Source organism: Acidithiobacillus sp. AMEEHan, from assembly GCF_030996345.1.
GTDB lineage: Bacteria > Pseudomonadota > Gammaproteobacteria > Acidithiobacillales > Acidithiobacillaceae > Igneacidithiobacillus.
Genome location: NZ_CP118747.1, coordinates 1,676,196 through 1,690,778, shown reverse-complemented (window position 1 = coordinate 1,690,778; position 14,583 = coordinate 1,676,196). Strand labels below are relative to the sequence as shown.

Annotated in this window: 14 protein-coding genes, 1 tRNA gene and 2 pseudogenes; 11 read left to right on the top strand and 6 right to left on the bottom strand. The window is 59.8% G+C overall.

Translation table 11 applies throughout. From position 1 onward, the window contains the following. Nucleotides 1-266 precede the first annotated feature (266 nt). Nucleotides 267-620, top strand: coding sequence for a DUF4870 domain-containing protein (locus ORD17_RS08765; RefSeq protein ID WP_308388003.1), 354 nt, complete (start codon nt 267-269; stop codon nt 618-620). A 79-nt stretch (nt 621-699) separates the two neighbouring features. Further along, nucleotides 700-2,535 carry an ATP-binding cassette domain-containing protein gene (locus ORD17_RS08760; protein ID WP_308388001.1) on the top strand — a complete coding sequence of 612 codons (1,836 nt, stop codon included), beginning with the start codon at nt 700-702 and terminating at the stop codon, nt 2,533-2,535. Here ORD17_RS08760 and ORD17_RS08755 read toward each other — a convergent pair whose 3' ends face one another. From ORD17_RS08755 to ORD17_RS08735, 5 genes are all read right to left on the bottom strand, one after another. Next, nucleotides 2,536-2,796: a hypothetical protein gene (locus ORD17_RS08755; protein ID WP_308387999.1), complete on the bottom strand. Its 261-nt coding sequence runs from the start codon at nt 2,794-2,796 to the stop codon at nt 2,536-2,538. Then, nucleotides 2,796-3,107, bottom strand: coding sequence for a hypothetical protein (locus ORD17_RS08750; RefSeq protein ID WP_308387998.1), 312 nt, complete (start codon nt 3,105-3,107; stop codon nt 2,796-2,798). Before ORD17_RS08750 ends, ORD17_RS08755 begins: the two co-directional genes overlap by 1 nt. 8 nt (nt 3,108-3,115) lie before the next feature. Then, entirely contained in the window at nt 3,116-4,867 is a 1,752-nt protein-coding gene (locus tag ORD17_RS08745) for a penicillin-binding protein 2 (protein ID WP_308387997.1), read from the bottom strand. A 240-nt stretch (nt 4,868-5,107) separates the two neighbouring features. Further along, nucleotides 5,108-5,184, bottom strand: a tRNA-Pro gene (locus ORD17_RS08740). Between the two features lie 5 nt (nt 5,185-5,189). Then, entirely contained in the window at nt 5,190-6,158 is a 969-nt protein-coding gene (locus tag ORD17_RS08735; protein ID WP_308387996.1) for a polyprenyl synthetase family protein, read from the bottom strand. Between ORD17_RS08735 and ORD17_RS08730 the strand changes: the two are divergent. The 6 genes and pseudogenes from ORD17_RS08730 to ORD17_RS08705 all read left to right on the top strand — a co-directional run. Then, nucleotides 6,055-6,747: pseudogene (locus tag ORD17_RS08730) on the top strand (hypothetical protein); the annotation flags it as partial. The gene ORD17_RS08735 and the pseudogene ORD17_RS08730 sit on opposite strands and share 104 nt — an antisense overlap. A gap of 11 nt (nt 6,748-6,758) precedes the next feature. Beyond that, the gene (locus ORD17_RS08725; protein WP_308387995.1) at nt 6,759-8,630 is read left to right on the top strand and encodes a glycoside hydrolase family 15 protein; all 1,872 of its coding nucleotides are present in this window, start codon (nt 6,759-6,761) and stop codon (nt 8,628-8,630) included. An 18-nt stretch (nt 8,631-8,648) separates the two neighbouring features. Next, on the top strand, nt 8,649-9,434 hold the full coding sequence (locus tag ORD17_RS08720; RefSeq protein ID WP_308387993.1) for a glucose 1-dehydrogenase: 786 nt from the start codon (nt 8,649-8,651) through the stop codon (nt 9,432-9,434). A 2-nt stretch (nt 9,435-9,436) separates the two neighbouring features. Further along, nucleotides 9,437-10,948 carry a GMC family oxidoreductase gene (locus ORD17_RS08715; RefSeq protein WP_308387992.1) on the top strand — a complete coding sequence of 504 codons (1,512 nt, stop codon included), beginning with the start codon at nt 9,437-9,439 and terminating at the stop codon, nt 10,946-10,948. A 1-nt stretch (nt 10,949) separates the two neighbouring features. Continuing rightward, on the top strand, nt 10,950-12,104 hold the full coding sequence (locus tag ORD17_RS08710; protein ID WP_308387991.1) for an MFS transporter: 1,155 nt from the start codon (nt 10,950-10,952) through the stop codon (nt 12,102-12,104). Beyond that, a pseudogene (locus ORD17_RS08705) lies at nt 12,073-12,340 on the top strand (IS5/IS1182 family transposase); the annotation flags it as partial. The gene ORD17_RS08710 and the pseudogene ORD17_RS08705, both read left to right, overlap by 32 nt. Before the next feature lie 230 nt (nt 12,341-12,570). Here the strand turns inward: ORD17_RS08705 and ORD17_RS08700 are convergent. After that, on the bottom strand, nt 12,571-13,233 hold the full coding sequence (locus tag ORD17_RS08700) for a glutathione S-transferase (RefSeq protein WP_308387990.1): 663 nt from the start codon (nt 13,231-13,233) through the stop codon (nt 12,571-12,573). 109 nt (nt 13,234-13,342) lie between these two features. Between ORD17_RS08700 and ORD17_RS08695 the strand changes: the two genes are divergently transcribed. The 3 genes from ORD17_RS08695 to ORD17_RS08685 are packed head-to-tail and all read left to right on the top strand — an operon-like array spanning nt 13,343 to nt 14,575. Beyond that, nucleotides 13,343-13,711, top strand: a complete 369-nt coding sequence (locus ORD17_RS08695) for a metalloregulator ArsR/SmtB family transcription factor (protein ID WP_308387989.1) — start codon at nt 13,343-13,345, stop codon at nt 13,709-13,711. After that, nucleotides 13,702-13,950: an SHOCT domain-containing protein gene (locus ORD17_RS08690; RefSeq protein WP_308387988.1), complete on the top strand. Its 249-nt coding sequence runs from the start codon at nt 13,702-13,704 to the stop codon at nt 13,948-13,950. Before ORD17_RS08695 ends, ORD17_RS08690 begins: the two co-directional genes overlap by 10 nt. Before the next feature lie 16 nt (nt 13,951-13,966). Next, the gene (locus ORD17_RS08685; RefSeq protein ID WP_308387987.1) at nt 13,967-14,575 is read left to right on the top strand and encodes a class I SAM-dependent methyltransferase; all 609 of its coding nucleotides are present in this window, start codon (nt 13,967-13,969) and stop codon (nt 14,573-14,575) included. The last annotated feature ends 8 nt before the right edge of the window (nt 14,576-14,583 follow it).

Here is a 14,583-nt window from a genome sequence, read left to right as displayed (position 1 = left end):
AAGCGGGCAGCCGGCGGCGAATGAAGATCCTGCTGCAGAGATACCGACTGCCCCTCCATGACCTCCGGGAGGGCTACCTCAAGCAGCTGCAGATAGGCGATTTGCGCTGGACTGAAAATCTTGCTGACCATATGCAGATGATAACCTCTTCATAATCCCCAACGGAACCCGTTTGGATAGCCAACGCCTGGAGATCCATACGAGGAGATAGACAAGCACTCTCAGCAACAATATAATTTTTCAGAACTTACACAAAGGAGCGTCACATGTCTGAGTCTGCCGTCGCTTTGCCGGAAAATTCCAATGAAGATCGCAACATTGCCACGCTCGTTCATGCGGGTGGTATCCTCTTTGGTTTTCTTCCCTCGTTGATTGTCTATCTGCTAAAAAAGCAGGAGGCGAATGCCTGGCTGCTGGGCCAACTGAAAGAAGCCTTGAATTTCCAGATCACCATGCTGATTGGCTACGTGATTGCCACGATTCTCAGTTCGTTACTGATCGGTCTGTTGGTTTTTCCGATTCTCCTCATCATTAATCTGGTGTTCTGCATTCTGGCGGCGGTAAAGACCAGCAGTGGCGAGGCCTACCGCTACCCACTGACTCTGCGTCTGGTAAGCTGAACGGCGTCCGGCCCTTGTCGGGGCCTATTGCCCTCCCCTAAGCTTGGCTGTCGGTCTGGTAAAAAGGGAGGGTAACGTCTTGCCCGTTCTGGAGTTGCATGATGCCCTCATTGAGTGGGGCGGCAGGGTACTATTGGACCACGCCGATCTGCGCGCCGAAGCTGGCGAGCGCATCGGTCTGATTGGCCGTAATGGTGAAGGCAAGTCCACCTTGCTTGCGGCACTCGCCGGACAATATTTGCTGGACGGGGGTAGGTTATGGATTGACCCCGCTCTGCGACGCGCGTTTTTGCCACAGGAGCCCGAGCTTGCGGAGCAGCAGACCGTTTTTGAGTACCTGCTGGCCAGCCCCCAGGATAGCGCCGGCAGTGAGGCCCTGCACGACGATGCACCAGAACGATGGACCCTTCCGGCGCGGGTCGAGGCGCTTTGCGACAGCCTCGAACTTCCGCGTGAGCGCCAGATCCAGGGTTTATCCGGGGGGCAGAAAAAGCGCGTAGCCATCGCCAGTACCCTGATCCACGGAGCAGAACTACTGTTTCTGGACGAACCCACCAATCACATGGATCTGGCGGGTATCGAGGCTCTGGAAAAAACCCTGTTACGCTATCGCGGCACCCTGTTCTTCGTGACGCATGACCGCCGCTTTCTGGAGTCTCTGTCTACTCGCATCGTCGAGCTCGACCGCGGCAAGCTGCGCAGCTTTCCCGGCCGGTTTTCCATCTATCAGCAGCGCAAGGAGGAGCTGCTCGCCGCCGAGGAAGCCGATCTTGGGCGCCTCGAACAGCAACTGGCGAGTGAAGAGGCGTGGCTGCGGCAGGGGGTCAAGGCCCGCGCCAAACGCAATCAGGGCCGATTGCGCCGCCTGGAACAGTTGCGTGAGGAACGCAAGAGCCGGCGTGGCCGGATTGGCGAAGCGCAAATTCATATCCAGCAATCCGAGCGCTCGGGCAATCTCGTCGCCGAACTCGATAGCATTTCTTTGCGTCTGGGCGAGCAGCAGATCCTGCGCAACTTTTCCACCCGCATCGAACGGGGTGACCGGGTGGGGATCATCGGCCCCAATGGCGCCGGCAAGACCACCCTGCTGCGCCTTTTGCTGGGAGAATTGCAGCCGGACTCGGGTAGCGTTCGTCTCGGCACGCGGCAATCCATCGCTTATTTCGATCAGCTGCGCGAGCAGCTCGACCCAGAGACGCGGGTCGTCGATGTGATTGCCGATGGCAATGACTTCATCGAGGTCGACGGTGAGCGCAGACATGTACTAGGCTACCTTCAAGATTTCCTCTTTGCGCCGGATCGTGCCCGTGGTCTGGTGAAGGGCCTTTCTGGCGGGGAACGGGCCCGTCTGCTTCTCGCCCGTCTCTTTGCCAGGCCTGCCAACATCCTGGTCCTGGACGAGCCCACCAACGACCTCGACCTGGAAAGTCTGGAGGTTCTGGAGGATCGTCTGTTGGCCTTTCCTGGCACTGTCCTGCTGGTTTCTCACGACCGGGATTTTCTCGATCATGTCGTCACCCAAAGCATCATCAGCCTGGGGAATGGTCGCTGGCTGAACACCGCTGGCGGGCATCAGGAGTTTCTCGCCTGGCAGGCGACGCAACAAACCCCGAGCAACGCCGAAAAAGCCAAAGACCAGGGCGGGGCCAAGCCACAGCGAGCAGCACGGCGGCCCCGATCTCTGAGCATGCGCGAACGCAAGGAACTGGACGAGTTGCCGGCACGGATCGAGGCCCTGGAGCAGGAACAGACGGAACTGGCAGCAATGTTGGGCCAGCCCGAGACCTATCAAAGCAGCGAAAAAGCCATGGCCCTACAGGCGGAAGCGGCGCGCATCAGCGCCGAGCTGGAGGCCGCCTATGGGCGTTGGGAGGCGCTCGAAGCGAAGGAGGCAGAGCTTAGCAATACCGCGTGATCAGGGCAGTCGCAGAAGTCGGAGAAGCAGATAATCAACAGCAGCCGGCACCAGAGTGGCAAATACGGCGAGCCCCATCGCCAGCCATGGGGTGGGGATCTGCTGGGGACTGGGTACCCAGCCATCCCACTGCCAGGTGGTCCCGGTGATGAAGTACGCCAGCAACAGACCGGGGATCAACAACAAGACGTCGACCAGCAGCCCCAGCAGCACAGCGAGGAGCACCAACACGATTTGCGCCAAACCGCGCAGGATGGGCATCAACCGCGATAGACCCATAACAATACGTCACGACGCGGCAACTGGACAGTTTTACCGGAGGGAAAATACAGAGTGGCGGTCGACGAAAAGGCGGCATCGCTGGCTTGCGGTGTGACGCGATAGGCCCCGGGCCAGTCGCGGGCTGCTTGTACCGGCACACCGGCCTGCCGCAGAATTTGCGCACCCTGGGCGGTGATTTCGAGGTGCGAGAGCGGCACGCGAGTGAACAGGGCGACGAGTAAAATCCCCAGCAGAATCAGTGCCACGCCACCGGCCAGGAAGCCCACCACCCAGCGGTCTGCCCTATCCATGCCCTGCTTCAATTTCCACCTCCTTCCGCCCAGATCTCTGCCTGCGCCTGTGTGATCTGACCAGTAGCCGAGGCGCATGGATGCGTACCACACCAACGCGGTGCGATTCCCAGTTGCTGCAGGGCATGGTGCATGGTCACGCGAAACACCGGCGCCGATTCCACGCCACCAAAATTCCAGTAGCGCGTGCTGCCACGCAAGGATACCGCCATCACCAGATCGGGAGCAAAACCGGGAGCAAAACCGACAAAGGTGGCATTGGTCTTGTTTTTCTGGAAACCATCCTTGCCATTGGCGAGGTTGGCGGTACCGGTTTTGCCCCCTACCGCATAGCCGGGTATGGCGGCGAGAATACCGGTGCCATTGGCGCTGCAGACGCCCTCCAGCCATTGGCGCAAGTGCTGGGCGATCTCCGGTGACATGATGCGATCACGGCGAGCGGGTTGCCCAGCAATCAGGACCGGTTGCACGTGCACGCCACCATTAGCGATAGCGGCATAGCCCTCGGCCAGCTGCAGGGTCGTCACGGATACACCATAGCCTAGGGCGATGGTGGCATGGCGCGCCTCATCCCAGGTGTTGGGCGGCGGCAGGACCCCACTGGTACCGCCGTCGAAACCGAGGTCCGGATCCTGACCAAAGCCGGCCTTGCGGTACATGTCGTAGATGGCGTCCGGTGCGGTGCGCAAGGCAATCTTGGCCGCGCCGATGTCGCTCGAATATTTGAGAATGTGGGCCACATCGAGTTCATGGTGGACGACATCATCACGCAGACAGAAACCCCCGATGGGCAGACAATGCGATACATTGAAGCTTTGATCGGGCCGGATGCTGCCAGTAGCAAGCGCGGCGGCAACGACAAAGGGTTTCATCACCGAACCCGGCTCAAAGGCTTGATGCACTGCATCGTTCACGTAATCTTCGGGACTGGCGCAGCCGTCTTGCGTATTCGGATTGCAGGACGGCACGCTGACCATAGCCAGAATTTGGCCGGTGTGCACATTCATGACCACCGCCGAACCGTTTTCCGCGCCAAAGTGCTTCTGGGCAGCGCGCAAGGTCATATAGGCCCAGTACTGGATCTGCGGCTGAATGGTGAGGTGCAGATCATTACCATTCTGCGCCGGCTGCGCCTGCAACACCCGCAGGATGTCACCCTTGCCATCCACCAGCACCTTTTCCAACCCAGGCTTGCCCTGCAACCAACTGTCAAAACCGCGTTCCAGTCCCGCCGCACCGTGATGATCCAGGTGCACCAGACCGAGGAGCGGAGTCGTTACCGGGCCCAGAGGGTAGTAGCTACGGCTGGTTTTTTCGACGTAGATGCCAGGTACATGCAGCTTTTCCAGTTCCTGGCCTAGCTGCGGATGCACCTGGCGCAGAAGATAGGCAAACTGCGCCGAACCCCGCTGTAGGCGGGCTTCCAGCTCAGTTTCCGGAATCTGCAGAGCCTGGGCGACGGCTGACCAGTCTTTGCGATGCTGCTGAAAGATTCGCGGATCGGCCCAGATGGTGACGGCCGGGACATTGACCGCCAGGGCCTGACCGTTGGCGGCATAAATGATACCCCGCTGGGCTGGCAGGGGACGCTCCTGCACGTAGCGCATCTCGCCCTGCCCACGCAGCAGATGCCGCTGCAAGAACTGTAATTCCGTATCGCGGCCCAACACCAAGGCCAGGCCGCCGAGGATGAGCAAAATCAGGAGGCCGGCGCGCCAGCCGGGTAGGGATCGAAAGCGCGAATTGGGTTCCCGACTCATGGCTTACGTGGACAGTGTGGATCGCTACAGGCTGTGTTTGCCTGCACTGGGAAGAAGCGCGCGCAACGACTGCATTGCCGCAAATCCTGCGTCGCTGGTTGTCCTCGCTGCAGTTGCCTTGCCCGGCGCCAGCGCCACACGCCATATGCAGCAATGGCGATCAGGATGAGAAATTTCCACATCCGACCTGTGGCCTCCGCTTACGAAAAAAACGCCTGCCGATAAAGCAGGCGTCGATGTTGGTCGGGGCGAGAGGATTCGAACCTCCGACATCCGCCTCCCGAAGGCGGCGCTCTACCAGGCTGAGCCACGCCCCGATGCGTTAGTGGTCACGATGGACCGCAAAATCCGCCAAAAACTGGAGTGCACGCCTTTCGCTGCACTCTGGAAAGCTCTGCAGGCAGTCACGAGCCTGACGGGCGATCTTTTCAGCAGAGCGCAAAGTGTATGCAATGGCGTCGGTCTTGGCAATGATTTCGAGAACCTGGGGGAGATGCTGGCGGGTTTCATCGGCCAGAGCGGCGCGAAGAATGGCTTGTTCCGCCGGGCTCGCCTCGCGCATCGCATGAATGAATGGCAATGTGGCCTTGCCATCGGCCAGATCATCGCCGCGATTCTTGCCCATGCGTTCGGCGGCGGCCTCGTAATCAAGGGCGTCATCCATGAGCTGGAAAGCCGTTCCGAGGAGTCTGCCATATTCGGCCAGGGCGTTTTCCTGCTCGGGAGGCATCTGGTTGACGATGGCTGCCAGACGCGCTGCGGCCTCGAAGAGCTTGGCGGTCTTGGCGGCGATTACGGCATAGTAGCTTTCCGGATCGAGGTCGGCATCGTTGGCGTTTTCCAGCTGCGCCACCTCGCCCTGCGCGATGACACTGGTGGCCTCGGCCATGGTTGCCATGATCCGCATATCACCATCCTTCACCATCATCTCGAAGGACCGGGCATAGAGAAAATCGCCGACCAGAATCGCAGCGGCGTTGCCCCAGATTTGATTGGCGGTGGCATTGCTGCGCCGCAACTCGGAGCCGTCGACCACATCGTCATGTAACAGGGTGGCGGTGTGAATGAACTCCACGACCGCTGCCAAGGGAATGGGCCGTTCACTGCGATCTCCCCCCAGACGCGCCGCGAGCAGGAGGATGATGGGGCGCAGACGTTTTCCACCGGCGTTGACCAGATACGCGCCCATGGCAGGGATGGTGGGAACACCAGATTGCAGCTGTTCCTGGATGACGCGGTTCACTGCCAGCATATCCGCATGGACGAGCTCTTTTACGCCACCAAAGTCCATTCTGCTCTCTCTCCCGCTTTGGCGCGAACCCCATGACCCGCGCAAATTCTGGCGATTGTCGATAGCCGGGCGCTTCTTTGTCAAGGCGAGTTTCACCTGCGTACCCTACACTGTAACTGAATGCCACAGGGAAAGGAGGGTAACGATGTCTCATGCACCATCGCCTAGCTGGCGCCACCCGGTCTGGGCGACTGCCCAGAAAAGTTGCGTTGGCGTTGCTCCCAACAGTGGTCGTGTGTGGTTTACCGTGGGCCGGGGAATCCTGACGGAGGTTTTCTACCCCCGAATCGACATCCCGCAAATCCGCGATCTGGGCTTCATCATTGCTGACGACCAAGGCTTTTGGGTGGAGATCAAAAACCTGGCCAACGTCGACTTGCAACTGGAAGATCCACAAATCCCACTCCCCCGAATCACCCACCATCATGAACGCTTCACCTTCTCCCTGTGCATCTGCCCCGACCCAAGTCGCGACGTCCTGCTGCTGGAATACTCCCTGAAAGGTGACGAGAGCCTACGCCCGTACCTACTCTGTGCCGCCCGCCTGGGGGGGATGCCGCAGAGAACCAAGCCTGGAGCGGTAGCTGGGAGGGGCGCAATTTGCTCTGGGCAGAACAGGGGCCTTTCGGCCTCGCCCTGCTCTGCCAGAACCAGGAGGGGCTACCGTGCTTTCTCCGCCGCTCGGTGGGCGAGGTCGGCGCCAGCGATCTCTGGCAGGACTTCAATCAGAACGGTCGTATGCTTTGGGACTATGACAGCGCCGGGCCGGGTGAAGTGGCATTAGCCGGTGAATTGCCACGCCAGGGGAATCTGGCGCTGGGTCTGGGCAGCAGCAAGGAAGCCGCCGCCACCAACGCCTGGGCCAGCCTCGTCCAGGGTTTTGCTGAAATTTCCGGGTCTTATCGAGAGGCTTGGTTGCATTGGCACGAAGGACACCGTCATCCTGCCACATTCAAAAGAAAATTTTCCGCCGCCGTGCAAGCCTTGTATCAAAGCTCAAAGACGGTTCTCAAGGTACACGCCGATCGGACCTTTCCCGGCGCCTTGGTGGCCAGTCTCTCGGTGCCCTGGGGAGAAGCCAGCGACAGCCGTGGCGGCTATCACCTGGTCTGGTCCCGCGATTTGGTAGAGAGTGCCGGTGCTGCGCTCATAGCGGGTATGACCGAGGAAGCGCGGCAGGTGCTCTGTTACCTCATCAGCACCCAGCAGGCCGATGGGCACTGGCTGCAGAACCAGTGGCTGGGCGGCAAACCTTTCTGGCAAGGGATTCAGTTGGATGAGGCCGCTTTTCCGGTGCTGCTGGCATCTCTGCTCCGCGCCCACGATGCCTTGGGCGCCATCGCCGTTCGCGACATGGTACAACGTGCCCTGCGCTTCATCCTGCGCGAGGGGCCGGTGACCGGTCAGGATCGCTGGGAAGAGGATGCGGGCGTCAATCCCTTCACCCTCGCGGTGGCGATAGCCGCTCTGGTAGAAGGGGCAGAAATTCTGGGCGGCAAGGCGGCGGAGCTCGCCCTCGTGGTTGCTGATTACTGGAATGCGCGCCTGGAGGACTGGACCTTCGTTCGCGATACGGACCTCGCCAAGCAACATGGGGTGCGCGGCTATTATTTGCGCATTAGCCCCCAGGACGTTTTGACTCACGATGGCGCCGAAAATGAGTGGGTGTTGATCAAGAATCGGGCCCATGACCCGCATTTACCCGCCTGCGAACAGGTCGCTACCGATTTTCTGCAATTGGTGCGCTGTGGTCTACGACTTGCCGACGATCCACACATTCAGGACTCGGTGAAAGTCATGGATGCGTTGCTGCGCAGCGATACCCCGAGCGGCCCCGTTTGGCACCGCTACAATGGCGATGGCTATGGCGAGCATCGCGACGGCAGTCCTTTCGATGGCACCGGGCTGGGCCGCGGCTGGCCCCTTCTGGTCGGTGAGCGCGGGCATTATGCCCTGGCTGCTGGGGAGGACGCCCGCCCCTATCTGGAGGCCATGGCGGCCATGACCGGCAGCGGCGGCTTGCTTCCAGAACAGGTCTGGGATACCGATCCCATCCCCGAAAAACATCTTTTCCCAGGCAAGCCCAGTGGCTCTGCCATGCCTCTGGTCTGGGCCCACGGCGAATTCATCAAGCTCTGCCACAGTGTTCTCGCCGGCCAAGCGGTGGATCGACCACCTGCCACCTGGAAGCGTTACCAGGGTCGCCCCCCGCAGATCAGTTATCGACTCTGGCGGCTGCGGCAACGTCCCCGTCGTATCGGCGTCGGGCAGGAGCTTCGCATTCTCCTGCATGAGCCCTTCCAGGTGCATTGGGGAATCAACGACTGGGATCAAGTGCAAGATACCCCTCCGAGGACTGGGAACTGGGCCACTTGGCAATCCTGCCGACGGACAAATTGCCGGCAGGTACCTTTCTCAGGTTCACCATCCACTGGCAGGACAAGGGATGGCTTGGCGAGGATTTTTCCGTGACGGTGATGGAGGCAGAGCATGATCGGCATTGAGTTACGAGATCGGGTGGCAGTGGTTACGGGCGCTAGCGGCGGTCTGGGGCAGGCCATGGCCAGGACCCTGGCGGCGGCGGGGGCACGAGTGGCAGTCCATTACGGCCGCGATCAAAAAGGCGCGGATACCGTCGTCAACGAAATCCGCGCCGCCGGAGGAACGGCAGATGCCTTTGCTGCCGATATCTCCGATCCCGAGGCAGTGGCAGCATTGATGACGGCGGTGGAAAGCAAATTCCAGGGTTTGGATATTCTGGTCAACAATGCGGGCATGGACGGTGCCCGGGCCGTGGTTGGCAAGGACGATCCGCAGCGTTGGCAACAGGTCATCGCCGTTGATCTTTTCGGGCCCTACTACTGCGCCCGCGCTGCCATTCCTCACATGGAGAAAAAGCAGCGCGGGGTCATCATCAATGTCACCTCTGTCCATGAGTTCATTCCGTGGAAGGGGTACAGCGCCTACACCAGTGCCAAGGCGGGCCTCTCGATGTTCACCAAGACCTTGGCCCAGGAGACCGCCGACCGCGGGATTCGCGTGGTCGCCATCGCCCCTGGCGCCATCCAGACCCCGATCAACCAAGACGTCTGGAGCAATCCAGAGACCCTGAAAGACCTCGACGAAAAGATCTCCATGGGCCGCTTGGGAAAACCAGAGGAAGTGGCAAATGTGGTTGCTTTTCTGTCCAGCGACCTCGCCAGCTACATTACCGGCACGACCCTGGCGGTTGATGGCGGTATGTTGATCTATCCCGAGTTTCGCCACGGGGGCTAGCTATGGACGCTGATGTCCTCATCATTGGTTCCGGCGCAGGTGGCGGCACCCTGGCGCGCGCCTTGGCCGACAGTGGGTTGCGTATTCTCTTGTTGGAACGGGGAGATTATTTACCCCGAGAGTGGGGTAACTGGGATCCGGAGGTAGTCTTTCACGCCCATCGTTACCACAGTCGGGAAGAGTGGCGTAACGCAGCAGGCGGCAGCTTCTCTCCGGTCCTGGGTTATCACGTGGGTGGTAATACCAAGTTTTACGGCGCTGCCGTCCTGCGCCGTCGCGAAAAGGATTTTCAAGCGCGGCAGCACCGCGATGGACTTACCCGATCCTGGCCCATTGCCTACGCCGACCTGGCGCCTTACTACGACCAGGCCGAGGCTTGGTACTATACCCATGGGCTTGCGGGCGTCGATCCCACGGAAGCACCCCGCTCGCCCTATCCCTATCCCCCCATTCCTCATGAGCCCGCCGTCGCCGAGGTAGAAGCGGCACTGCAGAAAATGGGGCACCATCCGTTCCCGCTCCCCCTGGCCATCCATCGTCTGGAGGATGATCCCGAGCACAGCCCTTGTGTGCGCTGCCCGACTTGCGACGGGTTTCCCTGTATGTTGCGGGCCAAAGGCGATGCCGAGATGTGTGGCGTGCGCCCGGCCCTGGAGTCACCAAATGTGCGCCTCCAGACCCAGCATCGGGTGTTACGTCTTCTCAGCAGTGCCGACGGCAAGCGCATCGAGGCGGTGGAGACCGAGCAGGGTCGCTTTTCCGCGCGGATCGTCGTACTGGCGGCTGGAGCCATCAATAGTGCCGCGATCCTCCTCGCCTCAACTAACGAACGGCACCCGCAGGGCCTGGCCAATAGCAGCGGGCAAGTCGGGCGCAACTACATGTGTCACCTCAACAGCGCCTGCATGGCATTTCGCTTCGGGCAGTCGGTCTCCACCGTGTTTCAAAAAACCTTGGCGCTGAACGATTTTTACGATGATTCCGGCGATCCGGATTATCCCTACCCCCTCGGGCATATCCAGTCCCTAGGCAAGGTGACGCCCGCGGTGCTGCATGCCGAGCGACCGACACTCCCCTTAGCAATGAGTGCATTTGCGGCCAGCCACTCGGTGGATTGGTGGTTGACCACGGAAGACCTCCCCGATCCCGAAAATCGTGTAACCCTCGATGACGATGGCACCATCCGCCTGCGCTGGGAACCCAAGAATCGCGAGAGCCATCGCCGACTCTGCGAGAAATGGCGAGGGCTGTTGCGACAAATGGGCTTTTCTCTGGTCCTCTTCCAGCCCATGGACGTCTCTGCCACCGCCCATCAGGTGGGAACCTGTCGCTTTGGGGAGGACCCAGGGGAGGACGTCCTCGATCCCTTTTGCAAGGCGCACGATCTCGACAACCTCTACGTGGTGGATGGCAGCTTCATGCCCTCCATAAGCGCCGTGAACCCCTCTTTGACCATCATGGCGAATGCCCTGCGCGTAGCCAAGCATCTGCGCCAGCGCTTCCGGGAAGACTGAGATGCAACGGGGAACCATTGCCGTTTTCAGTGCTGGCTTCCTACAGGGTGCCGCCTTCGTGCTGATCCCCGCCCTCGGCAGAATCCTCCACAACGCTCCCTATGACCTGAGCAACGGCAGCTATGGCATGCTGTATTTTCCGGAGATCATTGGCGCCATCCTGGCGGCGCTAAGCGCCGGAGCCGTACATCGGCGTCTTGGGGCGCGTGGTCTGTTTCGTGTCGGTGCTCTGGTCAATGCCTTTGCCATGGCCTGCCTCGTCCTCGCGTTTTTTGTCACAGGTAGCGCCCTGATCTGGATCTTGTTGGCGGAAACCCTGTTACTGGGAATCGGCTTTGGGCTTACCAATGCCGCCATCAATCGTGCCGTCTCCCTGCTCTTTTCCGGTGCGGCGGCGGCTGCGGTAACCCTGCTGAACGCCGTCATTGGTGGGGCAACAGCGGTCTCTCCTATGGCTCTGCATCTGGCTACGGCCTGGGGCGCCTGGGTCTTGTGGCCCGCTTTGCTGGTGCTGCTCTGGCTGGGTTTGCAGGCACTGGCGCTACCCGACGAAAGCAAGGCCGATCGGCAAGAGCTGGGCGGGATTCGTGCCTGGCGCCGTTCTATGTGGCCTTTTTTCGTCGGCGTAGTGATCTATGCCATCTGTGAGGGGAGTTTTGGCAGTTGGGCCAATGTGCTGGTGAGTGTCGATCAGCACCTTTCGGCAACGACCGGGGCCCTGGCCCTATCGCTGTTCTGGGGAGGAATGACCGTCGCCCGATTTGTGCTCGGCGCCATCCCCGCAACATGGCTGCAGCGCCCGGTATTTTTGTTAGCGCCCATCGGTATGGCGGCCTGCTTTTTGTGGATACCTGCCTTGCATAGCGGCAGCGATTTGATCCTCGCCTATGCCCTCGCCGGGGCTGCCTGCGGGATTTACTACCCGTACAGCATGTCGTACGGAATTCAGGCGCACCCGAAAGAGGGAACCCAGATGGCGGGTCTGCTGGTAGGTGCCTTGATGATTGGTGAGGGGATTGGGTCTACCGGCCTGGGACCCCTGCAAAACTGGATTCCCCTTGACCAGATCTACCGCTTTTCGGCCCTCTGGGCGATCCCCTTGCTGTACTTTGCCTGGCGCAATAGTCGAGGCAACTCCCGCCTATCGCAGCGCTGAGGTGGCATCTACCCGGCTGATGATCGAGCGCGTCGAGGAGCGGTTTGCGATAACGCCCCAACGTCTGCTCGGCGACACGGCGTATGGTGCGGCGCCTATGCTAGCGTGGCTGGTAGAGGAGAAGCAGATTGAGCCCCATGTGTCGGTTTGGGATAAATCGGAGCGAGGACGGAACCTTCTCTCGGAAGGACTTCACTTGGGATACACAGACTAACGAGTACCAATGTCCCGCTGGCCATAATCAATATTCCACCGAGAATTTGCTCTTGTACGTGGGCGAATGCCGAGAACATATGTTCCGAGCAGCAGTACACACCGGCATATTCCTCTATTCTGGAAATTTCATGGTGCGTATTGTTGAAACACTTTTGCCATCCACTCTGCCATTGGGAGGACTTGTAGTAACTCTCTGTAGAGCCAGTTGCTTCGAATGGCCCGACTGGAACAAAGGAAACGGAGATGCTTTTTAGAATGTTGGCAAAAGCCCTACCCCCGTCGCCTCTTCCACGCGCTCAAAGTAGGCAGTTAGCTCCGGCGGGAGCTTGATGTCCGCCAAGAGACGCAGCCCGGTCAAGTCGCCGGTGATCAGGGTGTCTGCAATAGAGAATGTTTCTCCATAGAACTCCTGCTTGCAAACACGTTCGCTGATCCTGCCGAGCTCTGGCAGGAGCATTGCGTACCACTCGTGACGGCGGGCTGCAAGTCCTTCCAAGGTGTCTCCCAACCAGCTTTCCATCCGTTCCCGGTAGTAGCGCATGGCACGGGGATCGTCGCCGAGACTGGGATACTGCGGCAAGGTTGGCGCAATGAGCCGGAATAGCGCGTCACTGATACGCTTACGCCAGGCCAGCACATCCTCCAACTGCGTTGGGGTAATGACTCCCTCTTGGAGCCGTGGGGTTGCCGGGTACCGACGGTCCAGTTCGGCGATGATTTCCAGCGATTCCCCTTGGCGGGTTCCGTCAGGATAGACCACGACGGGCAAGCGCTCGAAACCACTAATGGCAAGAAAGTGCTGGGGACCATAGAACCGAGCAGGCGTCACGCTGCAGGGCAACCGCTTATAACCCAGCGCCAAACGTACTCGTTGGCAGAAAGGACAAAAGTCGAAGTGGATCAAGTTCAGCATAGTGAGTCCTAAGAAAGGGAAGACCGTCCTGGAATGCGCTATTGACAAAGGTGACGGACAGAATCAATATCAGCAACGATACATATAAATTACGGCTCATGTCAAAGAGGTGGACGTCGTGGCATCGCAAACCCCTTCCGCTACCCTGTTAGAGCCTATCTTTAAGGCTCTCGCGGAACCAAACCGACTGCGCATTCTTTGCACGCTGGGAACGGAATGTCGGCCGGTGACAGATATCATCCGCAGTACGGGGCTGCCACAGACCAACGTCTCTTTCCATTTGCGCATATTGCGGGAAGCGGGTCTGGTGCGCGCCGAACGCCAGGGAGCCTTTATCTACTATTGCCTTCCCGATCCTGAGTTGTTGCAGATCTTACGATCATTGCAGTGCTGGGCAGAAGAGCACAGCCCTACGAGCATTTCTCAGGGTGACGTAAGTGATCAACGAGACGAGAGGAGTGCGAAATCATGTGGGTAGAGAATGGGTGGGGTTGGGGAATGCCCTGGATGTGGCTTTTCCCGCTGTTTTTTCTGGTGCTGATACTGGTTTTCCTGGTCTTCATGATGCGCGGGGGCATGGGCGGCGGTCCCGTGTGCGGTGGTTCGCACAAAACGCCCAGGACGGGAGAAACCCCGCGGGAAGTCTTGGATCGGCGCTATGCCAAAGGGGAGATCACCCGCGAAGAATACCAGCAGATGCGCGAGGATTTGGAATAGTGCGAAAGGAGTAGGGATGGATGCGAAAGAGCAAGCGGCATTTTTCCGAGCTACGGTCATGCCGGATCCTGACTGGTGGCAAGCTCTTTGGCCTGACCCTAAAGGGGTCATCAAGAGTCTCGGCGTTGAGGCTGGCATGTCGGTGCTGGACCTCTGCTGCGGGGATGGATATTTCACCCTGCCGCTCGCGCAGACAGTCGCAACGGGTAAGGTCATTGGCCTCGATCTGGATGAGCAGATGCTGAAGCAAGCCAGCACCGTTTGTTCGGAAGTTGGAAACTGCACCTTTCTCCAAGGCGACGCCATGGATCTCCGACACCTGCTTACCGAGCCGGTGGACTATTGCCTCATGGCGAATACCTTCCATGGCGTGCCGCGCCAGACCGCGCTTGCGCAAGAAGTGGCGGGCGCGCTGAATCCCGGAGGACTGTTTGCCATCGTCAACTGGCATGCCCGCCCGCGAGAGGAAACGCCGGTTCTCGGGCAGCCTCGTGGGCCACGTACAGAACTGCGAATGACGCCTGAGCAAGTGCGCTCTGTTGTCGAACCTGCCGACTTACGCTTGCTCCGCGTCGTCGAACTTCCGCCGTACCACTATGGTGCAATCTTCCAACGCTCCGAGTAGCGGAAACA